Source organism: Nocardia sputorum (assembly GCF_027924405.1).
In the GTDB taxonomy this organism is placed as follows: domain Bacteria; phylum Actinomycetota; class Actinomycetes; order Mycobacteriales; family Mycobacteriaceae; genus Nocardia; species Nocardia sputorum.
The window spans coordinates 6,439,705-6,466,223 of the sequence record NZ_AP026978.1 but is presented as its reverse complement, the minus strand read 5'-3'; the positions used below and the strand labels follow the sequence as shown (position 1 = coordinate 6,466,223).

30 protein-coding genes are annotated in these 26,519 nt (G+C 68.4%); 15 read left to right on the top strand and 15 right to left on the bottom strand.

Features of this window, described 5'->3' with window-relative positions; translation table 11 throughout:
- The first annotated feature begins 62 nt into the window (after positions 1-62).
- A complete protein-coding gene (lpdA, locus tag QMG86_RS29130) occupies positions 63-1,466 on the top strand; it encodes a dihydrolipoyl dehydrogenase (RefSeq protein ID WP_281875965.1) in 1,404 nt (467 codons plus the stop codon).
- 127 nt (positions 1,467-1,593) lie between these two features.
- Positions 1,594-2,301 (top strand): polysaccharide deacetylase family protein, encoded by a 708-nt coding sequence (locus QMG86_RS29125; RefSeq protein ID WP_281875964.1) that lies wholly within the window; start codon positions 1,594-1,596, stop codon positions 2,299-2,301.
- Between the two features lie 114 nt (positions 2,302-2,415).
- Here the strand turns inward: QMG86_RS29125 and QMG86_RS29120 are convergent, their stop codons facing one another.
- Both QMG86_RS29120 and QMG86_RS29115 read right to left on the bottom strand, forming a co-directional pair.
- Positions 2,416-2,844, bottom strand: coding sequence for a PPOX class F420-dependent oxidoreductase (locus QMG86_RS29120; protein ID WP_281881183.1), 429 nt, complete (start codon positions 2,842-2,844; stop codon positions 2,416-2,418).
- 47 nt (positions 2,845-2,891) lie between these two features.
- Positions 2,892-3,290: a winged helix-turn-helix transcriptional regulator gene (locus tag QMG86_RS29115; RefSeq protein WP_281875962.1), complete on the bottom strand. Its 399-nt coding sequence runs from the start codon at positions 3,288-3,290 to the stop codon at positions 2,892-2,894.
- 95 nt (positions 3,291-3,385) lie between these two features.
- Here QMG86_RS29115 and QMG86_RS29110 point away from each other — a divergent pair, with 95 nt between their 5' ends.
- The gene (locus QMG86_RS29110) at positions 3,386-4,234 is read left to right on the top strand and encodes an SDR family oxidoreductase (RefSeq protein WP_281875961.1); all 849 of its coding nucleotides are present in this window, start codon (positions 3,386-3,388) and stop codon (positions 4,232-4,234) included.
- 247 nt (positions 4,235-4,481) lie between these two features.
- Here the strand turns inward: QMG86_RS29110 and QMG86_RS29105 are convergent, their stop codons facing one another.
- Positions 4,482-4,859, bottom strand: a complete 378-nt coding sequence (locus QMG86_RS29105; protein ID WP_281875960.1) for a VOC family protein — start codon at positions 4,857-4,859, stop codon at positions 4,482-4,484.
- Between the two features lie 122 nt (positions 4,860-4,981).
- Between QMG86_RS29105 and QMG86_RS29100 the strand changes: the two genes are divergently transcribed.
- Positions 4,982-5,758: a TetR/AcrR family transcriptional regulator C-terminal domain-containing protein gene (locus QMG86_RS29100; RefSeq protein ID WP_281875958.1), complete on the top strand. Its 777-nt coding sequence runs from the start codon at positions 4,982-4,984 to the stop codon at positions 5,756-5,758.
- Here QMG86_RS29100 and QMG86_RS29095 read toward each other — a convergent pair.
- A complete protein-coding gene (locus QMG86_RS29095) occupies positions 5,755-6,288 on the bottom strand; it encodes a carboxymuconolactone decarboxylase family protein (protein WP_281881182.1) in 534 nt (177 codons plus the stop codon). The two genes, QMG86_RS29100 and QMG86_RS29095, sit on opposite strands and share 4 nt — an antisense overlap.
- Positions 6,289-6,495: 207 nt before the next feature.
- On the opposite strand from QMG86_RS29095, the gene QMG86_RS29090 reads away from it, so the two are divergent.
- Positions 6,496-7,368, top strand: a complete 873-nt coding sequence (locus QMG86_RS29090; RefSeq protein ID WP_281875956.1) for an NERD domain-containing protein — start codon at positions 6,496-6,498, stop codon at positions 7,366-7,368.
- Between the two features lie 4 nt (positions 7,369-7,372).
- Here the strand turns inward: QMG86_RS29090 and QMG86_RS29085 are convergent, their stop codons facing one another.
- From QMG86_RS29085 to urtA, 6 genes are all read right to left on the bottom strand, one after another.
- On the bottom strand, positions 7,373-8,074 hold the full coding sequence (locus QMG86_RS29085) for a GntR family transcriptional regulator (RefSeq protein ID WP_281875955.1): 702 nt from the start codon (positions 8,072-8,074) through the stop codon (positions 7,373-7,375).
- Between the two features lie 8 nt (positions 8,075-8,082).
- Complete coding sequence (urtE, locus tag QMG86_RS29080) at positions 8,083-8,775, bottom strand: urea ABC transporter ATP-binding subunit UrtE (protein WP_281875954.1); 693 nt, start codon at positions 8,773-8,775, stop codon at positions 8,083-8,085.
- Positions 8,768-9,622, bottom strand: a complete 855-nt coding sequence (gene urtD / locus QMG86_RS29075) for an urea ABC transporter ATP-binding protein UrtD (protein ID WP_281875953.1) — start codon at positions 9,620-9,622, stop codon at positions 8,768-8,770. The genes urtE and urtD overlap by 8 nt, the downstream gene beginning before the upstream one ends.
- Positions 9,619-10,761 (bottom strand): urea ABC transporter permease subunit UrtC, encoded by a 1,143-nt coding sequence (gene urtC, locus QMG86_RS29070; protein ID WP_281875952.1) that lies wholly within the window; start codon positions 10,759-10,761, stop codon positions 9,619-9,621. The genes urtD and urtC overlap by 4 nt, the downstream gene beginning before the upstream one ends.
- A complete protein-coding gene (gene urtB / locus QMG86_RS29065; protein WP_281875951.1) occupies positions 10,758-11,642 on the bottom strand; it encodes an urea ABC transporter permease subunit UrtB in 885 nt (294 codons plus the stop codon). The genes urtC and urtB overlap by 4 nt, the downstream gene beginning before the upstream one ends.
- Positions 11,643-11,788: 146 nt before the next feature.
- Complete coding sequence (gene urtA, locus QMG86_RS29060; RefSeq protein ID WP_281875950.1) at positions 11,789-13,063, bottom strand: urea ABC transporter substrate-binding protein; 1,275 nt, start codon at positions 13,061-13,063, stop codon at positions 11,789-11,791.
- A gap of 373 nt (positions 13,064-13,436) precedes the next feature.
- Here urtA and QMG86_RS29055 point away from each other — a divergent pair, with 373 nt between their 5' ends.
- Positions 13,437-15,266 carry an acyl-CoA dehydrogenase gene (locus tag QMG86_RS29055; RefSeq protein WP_281875949.1) on the top strand — a complete coding sequence of 610 codons (1,830 nt, stop codon included), beginning with the start codon at positions 13,437-13,439 and terminating at the stop codon, positions 15,264-15,266.
- 1 nt (position 15,267) lies between these two features.
- Here QMG86_RS29055 and QMG86_RS29050 read toward each other — a convergent pair whose 3' ends face one another.
- Positions 15,268-16,107 (bottom strand): TetR/AcrR family transcriptional regulator, encoded by an 840-nt coding sequence (locus QMG86_RS29050; protein WP_281875948.1) that lies wholly within the window; start codon positions 16,105-16,107, stop codon positions 15,268-15,270.
- 74 nt (positions 16,108-16,181) lie between these two features.
- Between QMG86_RS29050 and QMG86_RS29045 the strand changes: the two genes are divergently transcribed.
- A complete protein-coding gene (locus QMG86_RS29045; protein ID WP_281875947.1) occupies positions 16,182-17,408 on the top strand; it encodes an MFS transporter in 1,227 nt (408 codons plus the stop codon).
- Positions 17,409-17,458: 50 nt separating this feature from the next.
- Here QMG86_RS29045 and QMG86_RS29040 read toward each other — a convergent pair whose 3' ends face one another.
- The gene (locus QMG86_RS29040) at positions 17,459-17,740 is read right to left on the bottom strand and encodes a hypothetical protein (protein WP_281875946.1); all 282 of its coding nucleotides are present in this window, start codon (positions 17,738-17,740) and stop codon (positions 17,459-17,461) included.
- 11 nt (positions 17,741-17,751) lie between these two features.
- Positions 17,752-19,158, bottom strand: coding sequence for an acetate metabolism transcriptional regulator RamB (gene ramB, locus QMG86_RS29035; protein ID WP_281875944.1), 1,407 nt, complete (start codon positions 19,156-19,158; stop codon positions 17,752-17,754).
- Positions 19,159-19,251: 93 nt separating this feature from the next.
- On the opposite strand from ramB, the gene QMG86_RS29030 reads away from it, so the two are divergent.
- The 6 genes from QMG86_RS29030 (at position 19,252) to QMG86_RS29005 (ending at position 24,415) form a co-directional block, all read left to right on the top strand.
- Positions 19,252-20,763, top strand: a complete 1,512-nt coding sequence (locus QMG86_RS29030) for an ATP-dependent DNA ligase (RefSeq protein WP_281875942.1) — start codon at positions 19,252-19,254, stop codon at positions 20,761-20,763.
- Positions 20,764-20,921: 158 nt separating this feature from the next.
- The gene (locus tag QMG86_RS29025) at positions 20,922-22,175 is read left to right on the top strand and encodes a lipase family protein (protein ID WP_281875939.1); all 1,254 of its coding nucleotides are present in this window, start codon (positions 20,922-20,924) and stop codon (positions 22,173-22,175) included.
- A gap of 90 nt (positions 22,176-22,265) precedes the next feature.
- On the top strand, positions 22,266-23,468 hold the full coding sequence (locus tag QMG86_RS29020; RefSeq protein WP_281875937.1) for an inorganic phosphate transporter: 1,203 nt from the start codon (positions 22,266-22,268) through the stop codon (positions 23,466-23,468).
- Between the two features lie 10 nt (positions 23,469-23,478).
- Positions 23,479-23,763, top strand: coding sequence for a hypothetical protein (locus tag QMG86_RS29015; protein ID WP_281875936.1), 285 nt, complete (start codon positions 23,479-23,481; stop codon positions 23,761-23,763).
- A gap of 11 nt (positions 23,764-23,774) precedes the next feature.
- Positions 23,775-24,110 (top strand): DUF3349 domain-containing protein, encoded by a 336-nt coding sequence (locus tag QMG86_RS29010; protein ID WP_281875934.1) that lies wholly within the window; start codon positions 23,775-23,777, stop codon positions 24,108-24,110.
- 14 nt (positions 24,111-24,124) lie between these two features.
- The gene (locus QMG86_RS29005; protein WP_281875933.1) at positions 24,125-24,415 is read left to right on the top strand and encodes a DUF3349 domain-containing protein; all 291 of its coding nucleotides are present in this window, start codon (positions 24,125-24,127) and stop codon (positions 24,413-24,415) included.
- A gap of 1 nt (position 24,416) precedes the next feature.
- Here the strand turns inward: QMG86_RS29005 and QMG86_RS29000 are convergent, their stop codons facing one another.
- Entirely contained in the window at positions 24,417-24,857 is a 441-nt protein-coding gene (locus QMG86_RS29000; RefSeq protein ID WP_281875931.1) for a DUF4254 domain-containing protein, read from the bottom strand.
- A 53-nt stretch (positions 24,858-24,910) separates the two neighbouring features.
- Positions 24,911-25,213 (bottom strand): hypothetical protein, encoded by a 303-nt coding sequence (locus tag QMG86_RS28995; RefSeq protein WP_281875929.1) that lies wholly within the window; start codon positions 25,211-25,213, stop codon positions 24,911-24,913.
- Positions 25,214-25,346: 133 nt separating this feature from the next.
- Between QMG86_RS28995 and QMG86_RS28990 the strand changes: the two genes are divergently transcribed.
- Together QMG86_RS28990 and QMG86_RS28985 are read left to right on the top strand one after the other, a co-directional pair.
- Positions 25,347-26,228, top strand: coding sequence for a DUF5753 domain-containing protein (locus QMG86_RS28990; protein ID WP_281875927.1), 882 nt, complete (start codon positions 25,347-25,349; stop codon positions 26,226-26,228).
- Positions 26,225-26,422 carry a DUF397 domain-containing protein gene (locus tag QMG86_RS28985; protein ID WP_281875926.1) on the top strand — a complete coding sequence of 66 codons (198 nt, stop codon included), beginning with the start codon at positions 26,225-26,227 and terminating at the stop codon, positions 26,420-26,422. The genes QMG86_RS28990 and QMG86_RS28985 overlap by 4 nt, the downstream gene beginning before the upstream one ends.
- The last annotated feature ends 97 nt before the right edge of the window (positions 26,423-26,519 follow it).

Here is a 26,519-nt window from a genome sequence, read left to right as displayed (position 1 = left end):
CACGCCGCACAGTTGTGGGGTACGGGTGCGTGCGGGTTGCATCGCGGAGTTAGGCTCGGGGCGTGACTTCCCACTACGATGTCGTCGTTCTCGGTGCTGGTCCCGGCGGATACGTCGCCGCGATCCGCGCCGCTCAACTCGGCTTGCGAACAGCGATCGTCGAGCAGAAATACTGGGGTGGTGTGTGCCTGAACGTGGGCTGCATCCCGTCCAAGGCGCTGCTGCGCAACGCCGAGCTCGCCCACATCTTCACCAAGGAGGCGAAGACCTTCGGCATCTCCGGTGAGGTGAACTTCGACTTCGGGGTCGCCTTCGACCGCAGCCGCAAGGTCGCCGACGGCCGGGTCAAGGGCGTCCACTTCCTGATGAAGAAGAACAAGATCGACGAGTTCGACGGCAAGGGCACCTTCACCGGCCCGAACTCGCTCTCGGTCGAGCTCGGCAAGGGCGGCACCGAGTCGATCACGTTCGACAACGCGATCATCGCGGCGGGCACTGTCACCAAGTTGCTGCCCGGCACCCGGCTCAGCGCCAACGTGGTCACCTACGAGGAGCAGATCCTCACCCGTGACCTGCCGGGCTCCATCCTCATCGTCGGCGCGGGCGCGATCGGCATGGAGTTCGGTTACGTCCTGAAGAACTACGGCGTCGACGTGCGCATCGTCGAGTTCCTCGATCGCGCGCTGCCGAACGAGGACGCGGACGTCTCCAAGGAGATCACCAAGCAGTACAAGAAGCTCGGCATCACCATCACCACCGGTGCGGCCGTGCAGTCCATCGAGGACGACGGCGCCAAGGTCACCGTCGCGATCAAGGACAACAAGTCCGGCTCGATCGAGACCGTCACCGTCGACAAGGTGCTGCAGGCCGTCGGCTTCGCCCCGCGCGTCGACGGCTACGGCCTGGAGACCACCGGCGTGGTGGTCACCGACCGCGGCGCGATCGGGATCGACGACTACATGCGCACCAACGTGCCGCACATCTACGCGATCGGCGACGTCACCGGCAAGCTGCAGCTCGCGCACGTCGCCGAGGCGCAGGGCGTGGTGGCGGCCGAGACCATCGCGGGTGCGGAGACCGTCACCCTCGGCGACTACCGGATGATGCCGCGCGCCACCTTCTGCCAGCCGCAGGTCGCCAGCTTCGGCCTGACCGAGCAGCAGGCCCGCGACGAGGGCTACGACGTGAAGGTCGCGACCTTCCCGTTCACCGCCAACGGCAAGGCGCACGGTCTCGGCGACCCGACCGGTTTCGTCAAGCTGATCGCCGACGCCAGGTACGGCGAACTGATCGGCGGGCACCTCATCGGCCCGGACGTCTCCGAGCTGCTGCCCGAGCTCACCCTCGCGCAGAAGTGGGATCTGACGGTCAACGAGCTGACCCGCAACGTGCACACCCACCCGACGCTCAGCGAGGCCCTCCAGGAAGCCTTCCACGGCCTGGCCGGCCACATGATCAACTTCTGATCCGGTCGCGGAGAAAGGGCGTGCGGTCGCTGATCGCGCGCCCTTTTCGTCTGTCCGGCAAGAGTTTCCGCACCGGTAGGGAAGTCGGCGGTCGGCGCGGGCGTCGGCGGTCTGCTATACAGCGTGCATGTTTCGCAGGTGGCTGATCGGAAGTGTGCCGGTGCTCGTCGTGGTGGTGCTGCTGGGGACGGGCACCTTCTACCTGACGAAGGCGCGCACCTTCCAGCTGGCCGGTCACGTCGTGAGCAGGGTGGACACCGACGCCAGGGTGGTCGCGCTGACCTTGGACGACGGACCGTCCGACCGGGCCCCCGAAGTGCTGCGAGTGCTCGCCGAGGCGCAGGTTCCGGCCACCTTCTACCTGAACGGGCGCGATCTCGCCGCGCACCCGGAGTACGGCAGGGCGATCGCCGCGGCGGGCCACGAGATCGGCAACCACACCTATTCGCATCGCCGGATGGTCTTCGTCACGCCCGCTACGGTTCGTGACGAGGTGGAGCGCACCGACGCCGAGATCATGCGGACCGGCTACGTCGGCCCCATCACGTTCCGCCCGCCTTACGGCAAGAAGTTGTGGGTGCTGCCGCACTACCTGGCCGAGCACGACCGGGTCACCGTGACGTGGGACGTGGAGCCCGATTCGGGCAAGGCGGGCGCCACGGCGGACGACATCGTCGCCGAGACCCTCGGCAAGGTCCGTCCTGGCTCGATCGTCCTGCTGCACGTCATGCACGGGAACGCCGAGCCGTCGATCGCCGCCATTCCCCGCATTGTCGCCGAATTACGCGCCGCCGGTTACCAATTCGTCACGGTCTCCGATCTGATGTCGCGCTGATCCGCGCCGGGTCGACTCGCCGTAGGCGCCTCCGACGCCGATTCCGCCGTCGCCGACCACTGCCCGATCGCGGACCTCGGAAGACTCGGAAGGGGCGGTGCGGAATCCATTCGGCTAACCGGCGGCCGGAAGCATCCCGTAGGCGTGCGTCGGCGTGAACAGCACCAGGGCGCGGCGATCGGCCACCATCGCGTCGCGGTACTCGTCCCAGTCCGGATGCTCGCCGTTCGCGGTGCGGTAGTAGTCGACGAGCGCGTCGACGGTGGGATCGTCGGGCGCGGCGGCGACGGGGGTGAGTTCCACCGGGCCTTCGAGCACGGCATAGGCGAAGAAGTCCTCACGGGTCACATGCAGCGCCGCCCAAGGGTCGCGGACGAGGTTGTGATACTTCGCGCGGTCGGCGGTGATCGAGATGCGGATGCGGCCGTCGTCGCCGACGACATGCAGCACGTTGGACAATTGCGGGCGTCCGTTACGGCGGATCGTAGTGAGTACGGACCTGCGGTGATCGCGGGCGAAATCAACTGCGGCGGCGAGTTCCATGCCCGTGTAACCCATCGCGTGACGGGTCTCTTCCCCGTCGCGGCCGGTCAGTCGCGGTGGTAGGCCGCCTGGGCCGCTCGCACGCGGGGCATGTTGGTTTCCAGCACCTGGATCAGTGCCTCCAGGTGTGCGGCCACCTCGGCGCCCAGTTCCGTGAGGGTGTATTCCACGCGCGGTGGGATCGTCTCCTGCACCTCGCGATGCACCATACCGTCACGTTCCAGTGCTTGCAGGGTCTGCGACAGCATGCGCTCGCTCACGCCGTCGACCCGCCTGCGCAGGGCGCTGAACCGATACGGGCCTTCGCGCAGCGCGACCAGGGCCAAGGTGCCCCAGCGGCTGGCGACATTCTGCAGGACCGGCCGTGAGGTGCAGTTGCGCGCGAAGACGTCGGCTTCCAGCGTGGGGTCGTCGGCCTCGGCCGAGACGGTGCGCTGGGTGGTCATGACCGTCATGGTAGCGAACTTGACCGCAGTGGCGGCGTAATGCATAGTGCTTACGAATAGTTAGTACTATGCAAATCGTACCTTGGGAGGCAGTCATGACCGTCGCCGTCACCGGAGCCAGCGGCCAGCTGGGCCGACTCGTAGTGGAGGAGTTGTTGCGCGCGGGGTCGACGCCCGTCGCGATCGTGCGTGATCCCCGGAAAGTGGCCGATCTGGCCGAACGCGGCGTCGACGTCCGGCAGGCCGCCTACGACGACTCGGCCGCGCTGGAGCGTGCCCTCGACGGCGTCGACCGGGTGCTGCTGATCTCAGGCAACGAGTTCGGCGCGCGCGTGGCCCAGCACGCCAATGTGATTCGCGCGGCCGAACGTGCGGGCGTGCGACTGCTCGCCTACACCAGCATTCCGAACGCGGCCGACAACCCGCTGATCCTCGCCCAGGAACACCGGGGCACCGAGGCGGTGCTCGCCGAATCGTCCGTGCCGCACGTCTTGCTGCGCAACGGCTGGTACTGGGAGAACTACGTGGGCGGCCTCGCGCACGCGGTGGAGTCGGGGGTGTTGCACGGAGCTGCCGGTGAGGGGCGCGTGGCGGGCGCGGCGCGCGCCGACTACGCCGAAGCGGCCGCCCGTGTGCTCACCACCGATGGTCACGCGGGCCGGGTGTACGAACTCGGTGGCGGCGAGCGGCTCACTTATGCCGAGCTGGCACAGGCGATTTCGGAGGCGTCGGGCAAGCCGGTGCGCTACGAGAACTTGCCCGAAGCGGACTATGCCGCCGTGCTGAGCCAGGCCGGCCTGCCCGACGTCTACGCGAAGGCGCTCGCCGACGCCGACGCGGGCATCGCCACCGGCATCCTCGATGTGCGCTCCGGTGACCTGGAGAAACTCCTCGGGCGACCGGCCACCCCGGCGGTCGAGGTCTTCCGCGCGGCGCTCGCCTGAACCCCTCCGGTGGCTTCTCCTGCCAAAGGACGATGGGCCAGGTGTGGTGACTTCGTTGCCCACGCCTGGCCCATCGCAGGTAGTGCCAACCGAGGGCGCCGATCGCCGCCCGACTGCTGTCTGCGCGTGCTGTGCGTCCCGAGTTCGGCCGGATACGTGCTCAGCCCAGCTCGACTACGTCTTTCGAGCGAAGCGAGATCGAGCATGCGAACACGCCGCGACGCAGTCGCGGCCGATCGAACACAGCTCACACCCACTGCACCAACTGGATGACGATCCCGTTCGGGTCGCTCATCTGGAAGTACCGCTCGCCCCATTCCTCGGTCTCGATGGGCGTCACGATCGGCACTCCCTCGCCTTGCAACCGGGCGTACTCGGCATCGATGTCGTCGACGACGAAGACGACGAGCAGGCCTTCGCCCGCGCTGCCCGCCGCGCTCTTCGGTTTGAAACTCGCCAGTCCAGTGCGCAGGTAGATCACGTTCAGGCCGGCGTCGGCGCGATCCAGCGAGACGAATCCGTCGGCCGACATCTTCTCCTCGAAGCCGAGGTGGTCGATGAGGAACTTCGCCGAGGCGGCCGGATCGGGGACGTTGAGCGAGATGGCGGAAGCGGTGATGTTCATAGGCCCTCCTCGGTAAGCTGTACTAAGTACATTGTACTTTGTAGAGGAAAAGCGGGTGGGAGTCACTATGAGCTGCGTCACATCGATACCATCGGTGCGGCGCGGCAATGGAGGAGGCGGCAATGGGACAGCCGAAGGAACGCAGCGGTGCGGGCGACCCGGTGCGCACGCTGGAGTTGCTATGGCGTGTGCCGGCCGAGTCGGGCCGGGGCCCGAAACAGCGCAGCAGCGTCGAGGCGGTCGTGGCCGCCGCGATCGAGATCGCCGACGCGGACGGCATCGGAGCGCTCACGATCCGCGCGGTCGCCAACCGGCTCGGCCTGACCCCCATGGCCACCTACACGTATGTGCCGGGCAAGGCCGAGCTGATCGATCTGATGCTGGACACGGTGTACGCGCAGATGGAGCGCGGAAACCTCACCGGCCTGTCCTGGCGCGAGCGGGTCACCCGGATCGCGGCCGAGAACCGCGCCATGCTGGCCCGGCATCCGTGGGTGGCGTATCTGCCGACCACCCGGCCGCCGCTCGGACCCGGTCTCGCCGCCAAATACGACCACGAGCTGGCCGCGTTCGCGGGACTCGGCCTCGATGACGTCGCCATGGACGCCGCACTGACGTTCGTGCTCGGCTTCGTCACCTCCGTCGCCCGCATCGCCATCGACAGCGCGCGTGCGGCGGCCGACAGCGCCATGTCCGACGGGCAGTGGTGGGAACGGGCCGCGCCGGTTCTCGCGCGGGTCTTCGACGCGGAGCGCTACCCGCTGGCCGCGCGCGTCGGCGCTGCGGCGGGCCAGGCGCACGACGCCGCCTACAGCGCCGAGCACGCCTACGAGTTCGGCTTGACGCTGGTGCTGGACGGTTTGGCGCGCCGCATCGAGGGGCCGTCCGCCGACCGCTAGACGCCGTCGCGCTGGATGCGCAGGGCGGTGATGGTCGTGGCCAGGCCGTCGTATTGGTTGATGAGCAGCACGATTTCGATCAGGCTGCGCTCGTCGTAGTGCTTCGCCAGCTCGGCCCAGGTGTCGTCGTCGAGGTCGCGCGTCTCGACAAGTTGGTCCACGGCGGCCAGCAGCGCCCGATGCTTGTCCGACCAGCCTGCCGCCGCCGGGCCCTCGCGCAGCCGCTCCAGGATCTCGCTCGTCACCCCGGCGCGCCGGCCGAGCCGGATGTGATGGTCCATCTCGTAGTCGCAGCCGCGCAGATGCGCGACCCGGAGGATGACCAGTTCCGACTCGTGGCGGGGCAGCCGCCCGCCCGGCATGAGTTTGCCCGAATAGTGCAGCCAGCCGCGGAACAGTCCCCCGGTACGGCCGAGCGTGCTGAACAAATGGGCGTCGCCGGTGCCCGCGGCGCGGGAAAGCACCTGCCAGACAACCCAGTTGAGCGGGCCGAGTTCCCGGAGCCGTCCGGGTGAGATGCGTGGTTGCAGCGCTGAAACCATGCCGGTTGCCACCTCCGCGTGGTCTGTGGCCGGCGTCGGTGCCGACCGAGAGAGAGCCTACTTGGCAGTATCCCGTGCAGCGCGCCACCATTCTTTTGCTTTCGGAGTGGTTTTCGGCGGGGTACCCCGTCATCATCAGTACCGGTGCTGGTCACCGTGGCGTCAGGTGTGGACAACAGGTCGGCAGGGGATTAGATGCTGGTGAGGATCAGGCCCGGAGCGGAGCTTTCCGGCGCCGAGCGGGAATTCGTCGCGTGCCTGCGGTCGTATCCGACGACCGGCCTCGCCGTGGTCGATATCGAGGCGGACAATCGGCGCGTCGACGCGGTGGTGTGGACCCCGCGTGGCCTGACCGTGCTGGAAGTGCATGGATTCCAGCGCAGGCAGAGCGGCATTCTGAGCACACCGGCCGATGGGCCGTGGAAGATCAGCGACGCGCCGGTGGAATTGGACGACCCGGAGTCCGGGAGCCCCGCCGAGCGCGTGGAGCACGGGATGTACGCGGTCAAGCGCATGCTCGAGCGGGCGCTGCAGGATCCAGGGCACATCAGCGGCGCGGTGGTGCTCGTCCCGTTCCGCGGAGCCGTGGTGCGCCCGGCGCGCACGAATCTGCGCCCGGGGTTGGACGTGGTCGTCGGGAACGTCACCGACGCGACGGAACTGCGTATCTACCTGGAGGGGTTCTCCGCGGGACCGCGGGACTGGACCGCCGACCGGGTGATCGGCGCGTGCGGCGCGCTCGGTCTGGCGGAACTCGCCCCGTCCCGCGCGGAACTCCTGGAAGCGGGTTTCGAGGAGCACGCGCCGGAGCCGGTCACCACCATCGCGCGCACACCGAAGCCTCGAGTCGAGCCGACGCCCGGCGTCGCGACGAAGAGCCAGGCGTATGCCGGGTGGTCCGTCGTCGTCATCGCCGTGGTCGGCGTCCTGTTCGTGCTCGGCGTGATCGCCACCGCGCTCGCGCACGACTCCGCGCAGCCGATCCCCGCGACCGGCACGACGAGCCCGACGCCGTCGCCGCCCGCGTACCGGCCCACCCAGTGCTTCCCCTTCCAACAGAGCTGCTGAGCGGTCAATCCCGCACGGCGCGGCCCAGTTTGGTCAGGCGCAGCGCGTGCTCCGCACGGGCCAGCACGTGCGTGCGCGAGGTGGTGACGTGGGCGGTGAGCGTGTCCAGCGCCGCATCCACGGCGCCGGACATCAGATGCTCGGCGACCGCGATGTGCTCGGCGGTCATCGTGGCGATCCGTTCCGGCGTCGGCACGTCCAGCGTGCGCACCGGGCGCACCCGGACGTGCACGGCGGTGAGCGCGTCGGCGAGTGCGGCGTTGCCCGCGGCCGCCAGCAAGGTGGTGTGGAACCGCTCGTCGGCGGCCACCAGCGCGGGTCCAGGTTCCGGTGGGTCGTCGCGCAGTGCGCGCCAGGCGTCGAGCTCCGCGCGCACGAGATCCAGATCGTGCGCAGGCGCCGTGCCGGGCGGCCCCACGCGTCGCATGCCCCTGGTTTCCAGGACGAGGCGCAACTCGTAGAGGTGATCGAGTTCGTCGAGCCTCGGCCGGTACGGATACAGGCCGTCGGCGAGACGCTCGACCAGGCCGTCGGCTTGTAAGCGGGCCAACGCCTCCCGCACCGGGGTGCGCGACACCCCGTAGGCCTCGGCGAGGCGCTCCTCCCGAAGCCGCTCGGTCGGCACGATGGCTCCGGTGGCCAGATCCCGGCGCAACGAGTCGTACACCTGCTCGCGCAACGGGATCCGGCCCCTGTGGTGGGCCACGGCGGTGCTCAGATCGCCATCGCCGAGCGGACGTCGCTCTCGGCGCCGGCCCCACCCGCGCCCGTGGCGGTTACCCGGCCGGACCGCAGCACGTAGTAGCGCTGCGCCGCCTGCAACGCGAAGCCGATGTGCTGTTCGACCAGCAGCACGCTCAGCCCGCCGCGGCGGGTGAGATCGATGATGGTGCGCTCGATCTCGGCGACCACCGACGGCTGGATGCCCTCGGTCGGCTCGTCCAGGATGAGCAGTTTCGGCTCGGTGATCAGCGCCCGCGCGATGGCCAGTTGCTGGCGCTGCCCGCCGGACAGCAGGCCCGCCTTGCGCGTCAGCAGCTCGCGCAGCGCGGGGAACAGGTCGAGCGATTCGTCGATCAGCGCCTTGCCGCGTTTGCGGCCGTCCGCGACCACCTGCATGTTCTCCGCGGTGGTCAGTTGCGGGAAACTCTGCTGCCCCTGCGGCACGTACGCGATCCCGCGGCGTACCCGCCGCGACGGCGACAGTTTGGTGACGGCCTCGCCGTCGAACTCGATCCGGCCGGACTTCGCGCCGATCAGGCCGACAGCGGTGCGCAGCAGCGTGGTCTTCCCCGCGCCGTTGTGTCCCATGACGGCCACCACGCTGTCGTCCGGGACCGTGATCGAGACGCCGTGGATCACCTCGGTGCGGCCGTAGCCGGAGTGGATATCGGTGAGTTCAAGCATCGCTGTCCCCTTTCCGGGCCGAGTCCGGGCTCGGCGCGCTCGACGCGTCCTCCAGCTCGGTTCCGACGGCCGCGGCGGTGCCGAGGTAGACCTCCTGCACTTTCGGGTCCGCCTGCACCTGTTCGACGGTTCCCTCGCTGAGCACCTTCCCGCCGGCGAGGACGGTGACCGAGGTGGCGAAGGCGCGCATGAAATCCATGTCGTGCTCGACCACTACGACCACCCGGTCGCCGCCGATCCGGCGCAGCAAGTTCCCGGTCTCCTCGCGCTCCTCCGCGCTCATCCCGGCCACCGGCTCGTCCAAGAGAAGCACCGACGCGTTCTGCACCAGGAGCATGCCGATCTCGAGCCATTGCTTCTGCCCGTGCGCGAGTACCCCGGCGGGCTTGTCGCGCAGGCCTGCCAGTCCGGTGGTCTCCAGCGCCTCCTCGATCGCCGGGAGCACGGATCTGCGGCGGCGCAGCATGGTGAGCGCGGAGCGGCCCGCGCCCGCGGCGATGTCGAGATTCTGCAGCACGCTGAGCTGCTCGAACACGCTGGCCGTCTGGAATGTCCGCCCGACGCCGAGCCGGGCGATCCGATGCACCTTCTTGCCGAGCAATTCCACGCCGGTCTTCTGCGCCGAACCGGTCGCCGGGACCAGCCCGGTGATCGCATCGATGAGCGTCGTCTTGCCAGCGCCGTTGGGGCCGATGAGGAAGCGCAGATCGCCCTGCAACACCGTCAGATCGACATCGGTGACGGCCTTGAATCCGTCGAAACTCACCGAGAGGCCGCGGATCTCGAGGTACTCGCTGGACATTCCGGCGTTGCCGCCGAGCTTCGGTTCGTGCGTCGTCTCGGTCATCGCGATTCCACCTTCTCCGTCGCGGGTTCCGGCAGCTTTTCGACGACCACCGTCGCGGTCGGCGCGGTTCGCCGGAATCTGTTCTCCAGCAGTCCCTTCAGCAACGGCCACAGTCCGGCGAGGCCCGCCGGGACGAAACCGACCACCACGATGAACAGCACGCCTTGCAAATACGTCCATCCCGACGGGAACTCCTCCGACAGCGCCGTCTGCGCCCACGCGACGCCGATCGCGCCGAGCACCGGACCGAGCAGCGTGGTCCGGCCGCCGATCGCGACGCCGATGAGGAACGCGATGGAGGGGACTACGCCGATGTCGGCGGGGGAGATGATGCCGACGATCGGCGTGAACAGCGCACCGGCGATGCCCGCGAAGAACGCGGCGACCACGTAGGCCACGATCTTGACGTTCGCCGGGTCGTATCCCAGGAAACGCACCCGCTCCTCCTGGTCGCGCACCGCGACGAGCAACTCGCCGTACCGACTGCGCATCAGCTGCCGCACCAGCGCGACCACCACCAGCAGCGTGCCCGCGGCGAAGAAGAACAGCATGCGCCGGTTGACCGGGTCGGACAGCTTGAAGCCGAAGAAGGCGCGGAAATCCGACAAGCCGGTGAATCCGCCGATGGCCTGCTGACCGGTCAGCAGGATGGCCAGCGCGGCGGCCAGCGCCTGACTGAGGATCGCGAAGTAGGCGCCCTTCACGCGGCGCTTGAAGACGCCGTAGCCGAGCGCCGCGGCGACCAGCGCGGGCAGGACCAGGATGCCGAGCAGCGCCACCGGAGCCGAGGCGAACGGTTGCCAGAACGACGGCAATTCGCGAATGCCCGCGATCTCCATGAACTCCGGCACGTCGTTGCCGAGCCGGGCGGCGTCGGCCATCTGCAGATGCATGGCCATGATGTAGGCGCCGATGCCGAAGAACACGCCTTGCCCCAGGGTGAGCATGCCGCCTCGGCCCCAGGCCAATCCGATGCCCACCGCGACGATCGCGAAGCACAGGAACTTCGCGAGCAGATTGAGCCGGAAATCGCTGAGCACGGCGGGCGCGACCGCGAACAACAGCACGGCGGCGACGGCGAATCCGGCGAGCGCGCTCAGCGCGGAGTGCGCGCGCCACCGCTGGACGAGCGTGGTCATGCGAGGCTCCTTGTCCGGACGGTGAACAGGCCCTGCGGGCGCACCTGCAGGAAGATCACGATGACGACGAAGACGATGACCTTCGCGATGGACGCGGTGGTCGAGTACTCGATGTAGGAATTCAGCAGGCCCAGCGCGAAGGCCGCGATCACCGTGCCTTTGATCTGGCCGAGCCCGCCGATCACCACCACGAGGAACGCGTCGATCAGATAGCTCTGACCGATGGTCGGGCTGGTCGAGCCGATCAAGGTGAGCGCGACACCGGCCACACCCGCCAGACCCGAGCCGATGAAGAACGTGCTGATATCGGTGAAACGGCTCGACACGCCGGAGGTTTCGGCCAGGCCGCGATTCTGCACCACCGCGCGGATCCGGCGGCCCAGCGGCGTCGCCTTGAGGACCGCGGCCAGCGCGGTCACCGCGACGACCGCCAGCACCAGGATGAAGATGCGCGTCTTCGGCACCACCGCGCCCAGGATCGTGACGCCGCCGCTGAGCCACTCCGGCGCGACGACGTTCTTGGCCGGCGCGCCGAAGATGTCGCGGGCCAGCTGTTGCAGCACCAGCCCGACGCCGAAGGTGACCAGCAGGGTGTCCAGCGGGCGGTCGTACATCCAGCGGATCAGGCCCATCTCCAACGCGGCGCCGAGCAGGCCGCCGACGAGGAAACCGATCAGCAGCGACACGACGAGCGAGACGCCCGCCGACGAGATCACCTTCTGCACAACGTAGGTCGTGTAACAACCGGCCATGATGAACTCGCCGTGCGCCATGTTGATCACGCCCATCTGCCCGAAGGTCAGGGACAAGCCGAGCGCGGCGAGCAAGAGTATCGATCCCAGACTCAACCCGGTGAAGAGCTGTCCGATCACAACATCCATGGGGAAGGCTCCTGTGTTGGATTTGCCGCGTTGATGTCTGCCTGTCCGATGCTGCCCGCGGCCCCCCTCATTGCGCTCCGCGTGTCCGCCGTGGCGACTTGGATCGCTCGGCGGGCACCGGTAGCTGGGCCGCGGACAGCCGCGGACTACTTCAGGCCCTTGGCCCAGTCGTAGGACTTCAGGTAGGGGTCCGGCGTGACGGCCTTGCCGGAGTCCCACACGGTGTAGATCAGGCCGTCGGGACGGATCTCGCCGATGCGGGCGGTCTTGGTGATGTGGTGGTTGGAGCCGTCGATGGTGACCAGGCCCTCGGGCGCTTCGAAGCTGACGCCGTCGGCGGCGGCCTGGATGTCCTCCACCTTGAACGACTTGGCCTTCTCGACGGTGTTCTTCCACAGGTAGACCGACGCGTAGGCGGCTTCCATCGGGTCCGAGGTCGGCTTGTCGGCGCCGAAGGCGGCCTTGTAGTCGGCGACGAACTTCTTGTTCACCGGGGTATCGACGGTCTGGTAGTAGTTCCACGCGGTGAGCTGCCCGGCGATGTGCTGGGCGCCGATGCCCGCGACCTCTTCCTCGGCGATCGACACCGAGACCACCGGCATCTCGGCGGCCTTCAGGCCCGCGTTGCTGTACTCGCGGAAGAAGGCGACGTTGGAGTCGCCGTTCAGGGTGTTGAACACCGCGCCGGCCTTGGCCGTGCGGACCTTGTTCACGATGGTGGAGAAGTCGGTCGAGCCGAGCGGGGTGTAGTCCTCGCCCTTGATCTCGATGCCGTTGGCGGCGGCGTAGGCCTTGATCTCGCGATTGGCGGTCTGCGGGAAGACGTAGTCGCTGCCGACCAGGTAGAGGGAGGTGATGCCCTTCTGCTTGAGGTAATCCAGCGCCGGGACGATCTGCTGATTGGTGGTCGCGCCGGTGTAGAAGATGTTCTTGCTGTCCTCCAGGCCCTCGTACTGCACCGGGTAGTAGAGCAGCGAGTTCAGGCTCTCGAACTTCGGCTTCATCGCCTTGCGGCTCGACGAGGTCCAGCCGCCGAATACCGCCGCCACGCAGTCGGAGCTGATCAGCTTCTCGGCCTTTTCCGCGAAGGTCTTCGGGTCCGAGGCGCCGTCCTCGAGCACCAGATCGATCTTCTTGCCGAGCACGCCGCCCGCGGCGTTGATCTGGTCGACGGCCAGCTTGGTGGAGTTGGCGACGGTGACCTCGGAGATCGCCATCGTGCCGGACAGCGAGTGCAGCGAACCGACCTTGATCGTGTCCTTCGACGTGTCGACGCAGGACGCGGCGCCCGAGCCGGTGGTCGAGGCGTCGTCCTTGGCACCGCAGGCGGTCAGCAACAGGCCGGCGAGCGCGATCGCGGTGGGCACCGCCATCGCTCGCGCCAAGCGCGGGGAGCGACGGGTGGCACGGAAATCTGGCATGGGGCGAACCCTCTCCTCATCAGGTGTTGCGGCGGCGTCGGCAGGGCGCCGCGTCGAACACCGCCGTCTTCGCCCCGGTCACGGCTGTAGACGGGGCTGTATACAACGGCTGTATTCGTGATGCGAACGGTAGACAGGAGTTGTTGCGCCGGAATATCTCTCGATGACAAGTCCGTTTCGTCTGTTTCGCTCGTGTGAACCTTTTCCGTAAACGTGCGGCGAACAGTTGTGAGGTCCTGGCAAACGCGCTGGCCAGGGTGGATCTGGCTACGGTTGCGTAGCGTCGCCGCGATGCGGCACGCTTCGACTCGTAGACGTCTGAACCGTCCCAATGCCGCGGCGGCGAACTGCGGACCGAGTCGAGGAGGACAAGGTGGGCCACTACAAGGCGAACCTGCGGGATATCGAATTCAACCTGTTCGAAGTGCTCGAACTGGACAAGCTCCTCGATACCGGCGCCTACGGCGACCTCGATTCCGACACCGTCCGGGAGATCCTGTCGGAGGTTCGGCGGCTGGCCGAGGGGCCGGTGGCGGACTCCTTCGCCGCGGCCGATCGCGATCCGGTCGGCTACGACCCCGCCACCTTCTCGATCACCGTCCCGGAGCCGCTGCGCAAGACTGTCGCCGCCGTGCGCGAGGCGGACTGGAGCAGGCTCGGCATGCCGGAGGGCATGGGCGGCACCCCCGCGCCCGCGGCGCTGGTCTGGGCAGTCGCCGAGATGATCACCTGCGCCAATCCCTCGGCGTCGTTCTTCAACATGGGCCCGGTCATGGCGTCCGTGCTGTACAACGTGGGCACCGAGCAGCAGCGGCATTGGGCCACGCTCGGCTTCGAGAAGGGCTGGCAGGGCACCATGGTGCTGACCGAGCCCGACGCCGGTTCCGACGTGGGCGCGGGTCGTACCAAGGCGATCCGCCAGGAGGACGGCTCCTGGCATATCGAGGGCGTCAAGCGGTTCATCTCCGGTGCGGAAGTCGGCGACACCGCCGAGAACGTCTTCCATCTGGTGCTCGCCCGGCCGGAGGGCGCCGGACCGGGCACCAAGGGCCTGTCGCTGTTCTACGTGCCGAAATTCCTCTTCGACCACGAGACCTTGGAACTCGGTGAGCGCAACGGCGTGTACGTCACCGGGGTCGAGCACAAGATGGGCCTGAAGTCCTCGCCCACCTGCGAGCTGACGTTCGGCGGCCACGGCACTCCGGCCAAGGGCTGGCTGGTCGGCGAGGTGCACAACGGCATCGCGCAGATGTTCCAGGTGATCGAGAACGCGCGCATGATGGTCGGCGTCAAATCCTCCGGCACCTTGTCGACCGGCTACCTCAACGCGCTCGATTTCGCCAAGGAGCGGGTGCAGGGCGCGGATCTGACCCAGATGACCGACAAAGCCGCGCCGCGCGTGACCATCGTTCGTCATCCGGACGTGCGTCGTTCGCTGGCGATGCAGAAGGCCTACGCGGAAGGGCTGCGCGCGGTATACCTCTACACCGCGGCGCATCAGAACGCCGATGTGGCGCAACTCGTTTCGGGCGCCGACCCCGAACTGGCCCACCGGGTGGACGATCTGCTGCTGCCGATCGTCAAGGGCGTAGGCTCGGAGCGGGCCTACCAGTACCTGACCGAGTCGCTGCAGACCCTGGGCGGTTCCGGCTATCTGCAGGACTATCCGATCGAGCAGTACATCCGCGACGCGAAGATCGACTCGCTCTACGAGGGCACCACCGCCATCCAGGCGCAGGACTTCTTCTTCCGCAAGATCATTCGCGACCAGGGTGTGGCGCTCGGCCACCTCAACGCGCGGATCGCGGCGTTCCTGGACGCGAAGACCGGGCGATTCGACACCGAGCGCGCACTGCTGCGCACGGCCGCGGAGGACGTGCAGGCGATGGCCGCCTCGCTCACCGGCTACCTGATGGCCGCCCAGCAGAATCCCGCCGAACTGTACAAAGTCGGCTTGGGCTCGGTGCGCTTCCTGCTCGCGGTCGGCGACCTGCTCATCGGCTGGCGGCTGCTGGTACAGGCGGAGATCGCGGCCGCCGCCCTGGCCGCCGACACCCCGGAGAAGGATCGCGCCTTCTACACCGGGAAGGTCGCCGTCGCGAGCTTCTTCGCCAAGAACGCGCTGCCCACCCTGGCCGCGGTCCGCGGAATCATCGCCGCGCTCGACAACGACATCATGAACCTGGACGAAGCCGCGTTCTGACCTAGGGCTGGGATAGGAGTTTCAGGACTACGGGGCGGGATAGGGTGCCGGAGACCTGGCGGGCGAGGTGGTTGGCGCTCGCGCCCGCGGCGTGGGCGGCGCGTAGGGCGGTGGCGAGTTCTTCGCGGGCGGCGTCGGCGGCGGCTTGGGCGTCGCGTAGTCGCTGTGCGGCGCGATCGACGCCGGACGGTTCGTCGCCAGCGGTCAAGTCATTGACCAGTTCGACCTCGGGCAGGCGTGCTTCCCGTTCGCCGGCACCCGCGTCGCGGCGCATCGCCGCCCTGGCGAACTCCATCAGGAACGCTCTGGTGGCGTCCCTGTCCTCCGCGGCGGCCTCGCCGAGCAGGAGCTTGGTGGTCTGTGGAACGGCGAGTGACCAGTTGGCCAGGCCGCACAGGGCCAGCAGCAGGCGGCCCGCGTCGGCGGAGTCCACGTCGAACTGCTCTTGGGCCCGGTCGAATTTGCGCACGTAGTGGGCGGCGCGCCAGCCGTCGATGTCGTGGGCGTCGGCGCCGCGATGCAGCGCCTCCCAGAGCATCAGTCGCAACAGCTGGGGGTTGTCCCGGTGGTAGTCGTACAGCTTGCCGACATACGCGCCGGGTTCGGTGTCGGCCAGCGGCTGCACCACCTCGATGAACTCGCGCAGCGTCTCGATCAGGATGACGTCGAACAGCTTGTCCTTGCTGCCGAACAGCCCGTAGATCCGCTCTTTGTTGACGCCCGCCGCCTCCGCGATCCGGTCGACCCGCGCGCCGGCCAGCCCGTACTGCGCGAATTCGTCGCGGGCGGCGCGCAACAGGGCCTGCCTGGTCGCGTCACTGCGTTTCATCGTGGCCGTCATGACGGACACTTTACCATTCCATTAAACCAACTATTTGGTTGACAACATGAGTCTTCCGGGCCTACCTTCGTCCCATGGCAATGTCCACCTTCCACTCCGCGGCTCCGGCCCGGACGCGCACCGGCGACCCCTCGGCGCGTGCCCACACCGGGCGCACCCTGCCCTTCTTCGTCCTGGCAGCCCTGCTGGCCACCGGCCAGATGTACGTTCCGATCCCGCTTTTCACCGCCATGCGGGCCGACTGGGGCGTCGGCTCGGCGGCGATGACCTGGATCATCAGCGCCTTCGCCTTCGGATACGCCGGTGGGTTCGTCCTGTTCGGCCCACTCTCGGATCGCTACGGTCACCGGCGGGTGCTGGTCACCGGGATGCTGGTCGCCGCAGTGGTCACACTGTTGACCGGTTTGGCGTTCAGCGCGCCGCTGGCCGTCGGTCTGCGCGTGGCGCAGGGCCTGGTGGTCGGCTCGATTCCGCCCGCGATCATGGCCTATGTGGCGACGCGCATCGCGCCCGCGCACCGTGCCGTGGCCACCATGTCGGTGGCCACGTCGTTCCTCGCGGCGACGGTGGTCGCGCAGATCGTGTCCCAATGGATGGTCGGCGCGTTCCCGTGGCGCACGGTATTCGTCGCCTCCGCGCTCGGCTTCGCCGTGCTCGCGCTCGCGCTGTGGTCCGCGCTGCTGGCCGACGCGCCCACCGGCCGGGACAAACCGCTGCGGCACAGCTACGCCGCGATTCCCGCGGTGCTGCGCATCCGGGCGCTGGTGCCGATGCTGATCGCGGGCGCGATGAGCATGGCGGTGATGGTCGGGGTGTACACCGGCCTGGAACTGACCGGCGTGGTCCGGGGTTCCGGTGAACTGCTCGCGTTGCGCGCGGGCGCGCTGCCGGTGATGGTCGCGCTTCCGCTGCTCGCGGTGCCGCTGGCCAGGCTGTCCAAGCACGGGCAGATCGTGCTGGGCGTGCTGATCGCCGCCGCGGCGATGGTCATCGCGACCTTCGAGGGCGCCCATCCGGTCGTCCTGGCCGTCTTGCTCGCCGTTCTGGTCGGCGGTCTGGGCATCATCGCACCGGCGGTGTTGCAGAGCGCGGGCGAGCTGGGCGGCGAATCCCGCGCCGCCGCCATGTCGGTCGCGATGTTCAGCTTCTATGTGGGCGCGACCATCGGTCCCTTGGTCGCGGCCGCCGCCGCACCCCACGGTTTCGCGGCTCTGGCCTGGACGCTGGCACTGCTGCTCGTCGCAGCGCTGGGGATGACGGTGGTCGGTCTCCGTATGCAACGCCGGGCGCAAGCCGCCTGACCATGGCATCCGGCCGGTCTCGCTGTCGTGAGACCGGCCCGGACGTGTGTTCAGGACCAGCTACCTACCGCAATCACTTCGCCGCTCAACGCTTCCCGGCCGTACCAGGCGACCTCGATCGCCACGCCGTGGAATTCCCGGGCCATCTCTCGCAGCATCGCGACCGCGGCTGCCCGCGCCTGGTCGGGCGCGGCATCGGCGGGGACACTCGTCAGATGGCCGCAGAGCAGTCCGTCTCGCGTGTCCAGGACGCTGTGGCGCCAACCCTCCGGCGTCGCGATCAGCACTATCGAGGCGGGCATGGGGTACCGCGAATCATCCGGTCCGGTCACGCGACAACCTGCTACTTCAGCACGTAAGGCGAAACCGAGCTGCGGTGCTCGCTGATGTCGAGCACCTTGCCCAACGGCGGGAACGCGCGCTGCGGGCAGTTGGCGCGTTCGCAGACCCGGCAGCCCGCACCGATCGGCGTCGGCTGCACTTCGTCGAGATCGATGCCGTCGGCGTAGATCACGCGGCCCGCGTGGCGCAGCTCGCAGCCGAGGCCGATGGCGAAGGTCTTGCTCGGCTGTCCGAAACGCGTGGCGCGGCGTTCGACGGTGCGAGCCACCCAGAGATATTTGCGGCCGTCGGGCATCTGCGCGATCTGCGTCATGATCTTGCCGGGATAGGCGAAGGTCTCGTAGACATTCCACAGCGGGCACGTGCCGCCGCTGGAGGAGAAGTGGAAACCGGTGGCGGACTGGCGCTTGGACATGTTGCCCGCCCGGTCGACCCGCACGAACGAGAACGGCACGCCGCGCAGCGACGGTCGTTGCAGCGTGGAGAGCCGGTGACAGATGGTCTCGTAACTCTGCGTGAAGAACGCCGACAACCGTTCGATGTCGTAGCGGAAATCCTCGGCGACCTCGTGGAAATGCGTGTACGGCAGCACCGTCGCCGCGGCGAAGTAGTTGGCCAGCCCGAGCATCGCCAGTTTGCGGGCGTCCTCGGACGCGAAATTGCCCTCCTCGACCAGCTTCTCCAGCAGCTCGCCGCACTCGAAGTAGGCCAGCTCGGCGGCCAGCTTGAAGGTCCGCTGCCCGCCGGACAGATGCGGCGCGATCTCCAGGTTGCGGGTCTGCGGGTCGTAGCGGTGCAGCACGCCCTCGCCGAGGTCGATGCGTTCGGTGATCCGCACGTCGTGGCCGCGCAGCATCCTGGCGATCTCGCTGTTCACGTCGCCGCCGTGGAAACGGATGCGGGTAGTGAGGTCCTCGGCGGCGGTGTCCAGCTCGTGGATGTAGTTCTGGCGCTGGTAGAAGTAGTCGCGCACCTCCTCGTGCGGCTTGCTGATCGCGCCGCTGCCCGCGCCGTCGGCGAACCGGTCCTCGGTGGCCGCGGCCAGCTGGGCGGAGGTGTTGCGGTAGCGGTTGTGCATGTTGACCAGCGCGCGGGCCATGCTCGGGTGCGCCGAGACCATATCCGCGATCTCCTGGGCGTCGGCCTCGATGCCCAGCTCCTCGTCCATCACGACCTCTTGGAGCTCCGCGATGAGCCGGGTGTCGTCCTGGGCGGAGAAGAAGGTCGCGTCGACGCCGAACACGTCGCTGATCTTCAGTAGCACCGGCACGGTGAGCGGGCGCACGTCGTGCTCGATCTGGTTGAGATAGCTCGCCGAGATCTCCAGCTGCTGGGCCAGCGCGACCTGGCTCAGCCCGCGTTCGGTCCGCAGCTGACGCAGCCGAGCGCCGACGAAAGTCTTGGCCATGCGTCCAGCTTATGGCTGCTTTCGCATCCGTGCCAATTTCCGATTAACACTCCTCGCGGACAAGTGTCGGACCCGGCGGCTACCGTCGGCAGGGTGTTGTTCTCGGACGTCGTCGTGGCCTCGGAGACCGTGCGCGCGACCAGGTCACGCAAGACGAAGATCGCCGTGCTGTCCGGGCTGCTCACCACGGCCGCCCCGGACGAGCTCGCGCCCGTCGTCGCCTGGGCGTCCGGCGAGCTACCGCAGGGGCGGATCGGCACGGGCTGGCGCACGCTCACCACGCTCGACCACCCGCCCGCGCCGGTCGCGACGCTGACCGTCGCGGCGGTGCACGCCGCGTTGACCGAACTGGCCGGCACCTCCGGCGCGGGGTCCGCCGCCCGGCGCAAGGAGTTGCTCGCGGCGTTGTGGTCCGCGGCGACGGCCGACGAACAGGGCTTCCTGCTGCGCCTGCTCACCGGGGAACTACGCCAAGGAGCGCTCACCGCCGTGGTCGCCGAGGCCGTGGCGGTCGCCGCCGAGGTGCCGCCCGATCTGGTGCGCCGGGCGTACATGCTGTCGGGCCGATTACCGGTCACCGCCGTCGCCGCGCTGACCGGCGGCGCCGCCGCGCTGGCGGAATTCCGGCTGGAAGTCGGCCGTCCGATCCAGCCCATGCTCGCCTCCCCCGGCGCGACCCTGGACGAGGCGATGACCGAGTTCGCGGGGGAGGTGAGCGTCGAGCACAAGCTGGACGGCGCCCGCATCCAAGTGCACCGGGACGGCGACCGGGTGCGCATCTTCACCAGGACGCTGCGCGAGATCACCGCGCGCGTCCCCGAGCTGGTCGAGCTGGTCGCGGGCTTGGACTGCACGAGCGTCGTGCTGGACGGGGAGACGCTGGCGCTCACCGACGCCGGGCGGCCGCGTCCGTTCCAGGAGACCATGAGCCGCTTCGCCGAGGTGAGCTCCACCCGGGAGTTGCTGCTGCATCCGTACTTCTTCGACTGCCTGCACCTGGACGGCCGGGACCTGCTCGACGCTCCGCTGTCCGAGCGGCGCGCCGCGCTGACGCGGGTGGCGGGCGAGCACACCATCCCCGCACTGCTGCGCCCGGATGCCGAGGCGGCCGCGGAGTACTTCGACGCCGCGCTGGCCGCGGGCCACGAGGGCGTCATGATCAAGTCGTTGACCGCGCCGTACGCGGCGGGCAGGCGGGGCCGGGCCTGGCAGAAGATCAAGCCGACGCACACCCTCGACCTGATCGTGCTCGGCGCGGAATGGGGTTACGGCCGCCGCACGGGCTACTTGTCGAACCTGCACCTCGGCGCGCGTGACCCGGAAACCGGCGAGCCGGTCATGGTGGGCAAGACGTTCAAAGGACTCACCGACGCGCTGTTGCAGTGGCAGACCACCGAATTCCCGCGCCACGAGCGCTCGCGCGATCAGCACACGGTGTATCTGTGGCCGGAACTCGTGGTGGAGATCGCCCTGGACGGTGTGCAGGTCAGCCCGCGCTATCCCGGCGGTGTCGCGTTGCGGTTCGCGCGTGTGGTGCGGTACCGCCCCGACAAAGAACCGGCCGAAGCGGACACCATCGATACCGTTCGCGCGCTGCTGCCGTGATGTGAAGCGCGGACGCTCCCGCGGCGGGCGCGTGTCGGCGTGCCGAGCACGTCGAGCCACTGTAAGTATGGGCAGCGCAAGGTTCCGGATGGCCGCCACAATGCAGTGGTCCGGCCGGTTCGTACTTCCGGACAAGGAATCGGCGGGCGGGTGGGATGATGCGAATTCTGCGGTGCAGGCGGTCGGTCCGGCTGGTCGTGGCGCTGTTGGGCGCCGTGGCGGTGAGCGCGGTCGGCACGCCCGCGCAGGCGAATCCGATCGAACAGTTCCTCACCCCGTCGCGGGAGTATTCCGGGATCCTGCCCACGCCCCTGGGCGATGCGTTCTACACGCCGCCGCCAGGGTTCGAGAGTCTGCCGCCCGGAACGATTCTGGCGTCCCGCCGGGGCGGCACCGGCCTGACTCTGTTGCCGTTGCAGTCGACCGAACTGCTGATCCGTTCCACCGATTCCAAGGATCGTCCGGTGCCCGTGGTCGCGACGTTGCTCGTGCCACGAGCGCCGTGGCCCGGGCCGGGGCCGCGCCCGGTGCTGTCGCTGAATGCCGCGATCGACTCGCTCGGGCATCGCTGCGCACCGTCGTACGAGCTCAGGAACGAATTGTGGGCCGAGTTGTGGGCCGCCCAGATTCCTCTGTCCAAGGGCTACGCCGTGCTCGTGCCAGACCATCAGGGCCCGCGGCAGGCGTACGCGGCGGGGCTGATGGCCGGGCACGCCGTGCTCGACTCGATCCGGGCCGTGGTGCACACGCCGGAGTTCGGGTTGCGACCGGATGCTCCGACCGTGGTCACCGGCTACTCCGGCGGGGCCATCGCGAGCGGGTGGGCCGCCCAGCTGGCCCCGCGGTACGCGCCGGAGCTGAATCTGGTGGGCGCGGCGTTCGGCGGTGTCCCCGCCGACTTCGACCTGCTGCTGTCCACCATGAACGGCCGCAACGCGGCGTCCGGAGTCTTTCTCGCCGCGACGCTCGGCCTTGCGCGGGAATACCCGGAGCTGCTCGATCTGATGAACGACGACGGCTGGCGGCTGGCCCAGATCGGCAAGGACCTGTGCATGGTCGCGGAGGAGTTCGGCGGTGTCGTGGCGCCGATCCCGGTGCAGGCGCTCACCCATGCCGCCGCGCCCACCGAGCTGCCGATGGTCAGGGAGATCCTGGCCGCCAATCGGCTGGGCGCGAGCGCGCCGACGGTCCCGGTGTTCCTCTATCACGGCACGCACGACCCGTGGGTGCCGCTGGCTGGGGCGGAGAAGCTCTACGCGGACTGGTGCGGCGCCGGGACGCCGGTGGACTTCCAGGTCTATCTCGGCGAACACTTCGTGGTCGGCCTCAGCGGCATCCCCGGCGCGAACTCGTGGATCGACGATCGGTTCGCCGGTCGGCCGGTCGCCCCGAACTGCACGCGAACCGGCTGAGCGGGGCGAACCAGACTAGTTCATGCGAGTCGGACGAACTTCCGGTAACCGGCATGGCCATCGCGTTCGGGGGTGCAGCACACTGGAGGCGTGACCGTCGAATTACTGGTTCTGCTGATCGTCATCGTCACAGCACTCGCCTTCGATTTCACGAACGGTTTCCACGACACCGCCAACGCGATGGCGACCTCGATCGCCACCGGCGCGCTGCGGCCGAGAGTGGCGGTCGCGCTTTCGGCGGCGCTGAACCTCGTCGGCGCGTTCCTGTCGGTGGCGGTGGCGGCCACCGTGGCGAAGGGCATCGTGCGGCTGGATGCCGTCGGCGGCCAGGACCTGATCGTCATCGTGTTCGCAGGCCTGGTCGGCGGGATCCTGTGGAACCTGCTCACCTGGCTGTTCGGACTGCCGTCGAGTTCGTCGCACGCGCTGTTCGGCGGTCTGATCGGCGCGACGCTGGCCGCGCTCGGCTGGAGCGGGGTGATCTGGGCGTCCGGGTCCGACGGCGTGCTGGCCAAGATCATCCTGCCCGCGGTGCTCGCACCCGTCGTCGCCGCGCTGGTCTCGGCGATCGGCACCTGGCTGGTGTACCGGATCACCCGCGCCGCCGAGGAGGAGAAGGTCACCGAAGGCTTTCGCTGGGGGCAGATCGGCTCCGCCTCGCTGGTCTCGCTGGCGCACGGCACCAACGACGCTCAGAAGACGATGGGCGTGATCTTCCTCGCGCTCGTAGCGCACGGCACGCTCACCAAGGACGACGACCTGCCGCTGTGGGTGATGGCCGCGTGCGCTCTCGCCATCGCGGCGGGCACCTACCTCGGCGGCTGGCGGATCATCCGCACGCTGGGTAAGGGCCTGGTCGAGATCGACTCACCGCAGGGACTCGCGGCGGAATCCGCCTCGGCCGCGATCATCCTGACCTCGGCGCACTTCGGGTTGCCGCTGTCCACCACGCAGACCGCGACCGGCTCCATCCTGGGCACGGGCCTGGGCAAGGGCGCCGAAGTGCGCTGGGCCGTGATGGGGCGGATGGTGGTCGCGTGGTTGCTCACGCTGCCGCTGGCCGCCGTGGCCGGGGCGATCTGCTGGGCCATCGCCCATCTCATCGGCGGGCTGGCCGGTGTGCTCGTGGTCTTCGGCATCCTGATCGGGCTGTCGGCGCTGATGTACCTGCGGTCGCGGCGCGACCCGGTGCACACCGGCAACGTCAACGAGTGGCCAGGTGACGGGGCTGATTCGCCCGCGGTCGCGCCGGACCGGCCCGCACCGGCGGACTCGAACCGATCACAGGTGTAGGAGGATCAGCGTGCACACTCTCGTCACGAATTTGAACGCGCTGTGGAAAGTCACCCTGGCCGGGGTGGTGCTCGGCGCGGGTCTGCCGATGATCTTCGCGGTCGGCGTGCGGTTCTGGTCGATGACCGTGACGACCGACGCGGGTACGGGCACGGTGCGGCGCAACTATCCCGCGCTCGCGGTCGCGCTGGCATGCTTCGTGCTGGTCGTCGTGGCGATCGTCGGCGGGATCCTGTACACCGCGAAAGCGTTCATAGCCGCCAGACTCGGCATCCATTTGTTCGGCCAGGCGTGAGGAGTGCCAGCGTGACGGATCCAGTGAAACCGGTCCCGGTCCGGCCGAAGTTGCTCGGCAAAGTCGTGGGCTGGCTGCGGGCAGGCTACCCACAGGGCGTTCCGCAGTCGGATTACGTGGCCCTGTTCGCCGTGCTGCACCGGCACCTCACCGACTACGAGGTGGTGGCGATCGCCGAGGAACTGGTCGCGTCCAATCCGTCCAGCCAGATCACGCACGCGGAGATCGAGGAGGCCATCGCCCGGTTCGCCAAGGAACAACCGGACGACGGCGACGTCGCACGCGTCGCCTCCCACCTCGCCGCGGGGGGATGGCCGCTGGCCGATCCGCCCGCCGATTCCGACTGACCGAGCCGCCGCCGATGCACCCCTTCCTCAGCGCGATCATCGGCTGGCTGCGGGCCGGATATCCCGATGGCGTGCCGGAGGCCGACTACATCCCGTTGCTCGCCCTGCTGCGCCGCCGTCTGTCCGACGAAGAAGTGGCCCGGATCGCCGCCGAGCTGACCGGCTCCGGCGGCGCGGACATCGACCAGACCGACATCCAGGTGATGATCACCAAGATCACCAACGACATGCCGTCCGAAGCCGACGTGGCCCGGGTGCGCGCCCGGGTCGAGGCCAACGCCTGGCCGGACCCGGACTCGGCCTGAGTCAGGTCTGTTCGCGCGGGCCGCTGAGGTAGGGCAGGCGGCGCACGCCCGCCGCGACTTCGTAGGCGAGATCCTCGTAGCCGATGGCCAGTTCGGCGAGACGCTCCCAGGCGTTGTGTACGGCCCATTCCGGCGCCCCGGACAGGATTTCGTGCGCGCAGGCGAAGAACTGGGCGAGCCGGTCGACCACCATCCCCACGGTTTCGGTATGCATGTGCGCGCCGCCGTGCGGCGGCGGCGCCTCGGTGGCGACCCAGCGGTCGATGGCGAGCACGAGGCGGGCGCGGTGCTGGTCGATGTCGTTCGTGCCGCCCAGGTCGCAACGCAGCCTGCGCTCGTGCAAGCCCGCGAGTAGGTGGGCGGATTCCAGGATCGGGTGGGCGCGACGCGGCGCGGTGCGGCAGGCTTGCAGGACAAGCTCTTTGGTCGGCAGTGGTTCCACTGCGATAACCCCCTGGATCGAATGGTCGCGCCGGGCGTCACGCGGGACGCGAATCATCGACGATGCCGCCCGCCCGGACGCGGCAATCGGTAGCGTTTGCGCAATGGCTCGGTGTCCCAGGGCGATTCGAGGACGACGAGCCCCACGGCTTCCAGCGCCGTGAGTCCGACGCGGCGGGCCAGTTCCTCCGTCGCCGAAACCATCTCCGCCGCTTGGATAGCCGCCGCCGCCTGCTCTGTGGTCACCATCCGGCCACGCAGATAGGACACGACCCACGCGTCGTCACTGACCCGCCGCGCCTGATGCGGCGTCTGATCACTCACGATCCACGTCCGGTCGACGACGTGCACAGACATCGAACCCCCTCCATCCCCGCCGAGCGAGGAGTCGTGCAGAGCCCCCGCTGTGATGCGCAACACTCGAATCGTAAACTATACAAATCACTTTACGGAAGTGATTGCACGGCATTACCGCCTGTATCGTGCTGACATGGCGCTGTCACCTGCGGTTGCGCGTTGGGAGCTCGCGCTTCGGCTTCGGCAGCGACGGCTGGAGTTGGGTATCGGCGCTGCGTCGATCACCAGAGCGTTGGATGTCTCGGCCGCGTACTGGTCGCATATCGAGAACGAGCGCAACTTGCTCCCGAAGGACAAGCTGGAACGGCTGCTGGACATCCTCGAGATCGATGCCGATGAACAGCGGGAACTGTTGACGCTGCGGGAAACCGCACGAGGACGCGGCTGGTGGAGCCGTTACTCGGCCTTGTTCGGGGACGACATCCTTCGCTACTACGGGATGGAGTGGGGCGCCGAATCGATCCGGACCTATGAGGGCCTCATGATGCCTGGCCTGCTGCAAGGTGAGGAATACATTCGGGCACTGATGCTTTCGGCAGGGGCGACGGTGCGAGCGATCGAAGTCGATCAGCGTGTCGAAGCGAGACTGCATCGGCAGCGACGGCTGGCGGGCGAGGCACCTGTTTCCCTACGGGCGGTTGTCGGCGAAGCAGCGCTCCGGCAGCAGATCGGCGGTCCAGGTGTGCTACGGCGTCAACTGATCCACCTGGCCGACGTCCTCGAGTCGCATTCCGCGAGTATCGAACTGCGGGTTATTCCGTTCACCGCCGCAGACAGCGTCGCAGCAAGCTCGACTTACCATCTACTGGACTTCGCCAGCCCGCGGTTGCCGACGCTCGCGTGGCACGAGTCGGCGGTATTCGGCCAGATCATCGTTGACGACGAGAGCCGAAAGGAAACCAGAGTGCGCGACTTGGGTTTCGTCTTCGAGCGGGCACGATCGACCGCATTGCCCCGTGACGAATCGTTGGCGCTCATTCGAGCGACCGCCGCTGAATTACAGTCGATCGAGTGAGCAGTACCGGTTGGTTCAAATCCTCGTATTCCAATGACAGTCAGACCTGCGTAGAGGTCTGCTTCGACGGCGGTCGAGTTCAGGTCCGCGACAGCAAGTTTGCAGGAGCGCCGGGTGCGTCACCCACGCTGGCGTTCGCGCCGACCGAGTGGGATGCGTTCACCACGGCACTCCGCACCACCGACCTCGCCTGACGCATCTCCCAGCCGACTCTCAGCTTCGCTACATCCGACACACAGCTCCACCCGGAAGAGTGGCCCCGTCGATGCGAAGCGACCATCGACAGCCTCA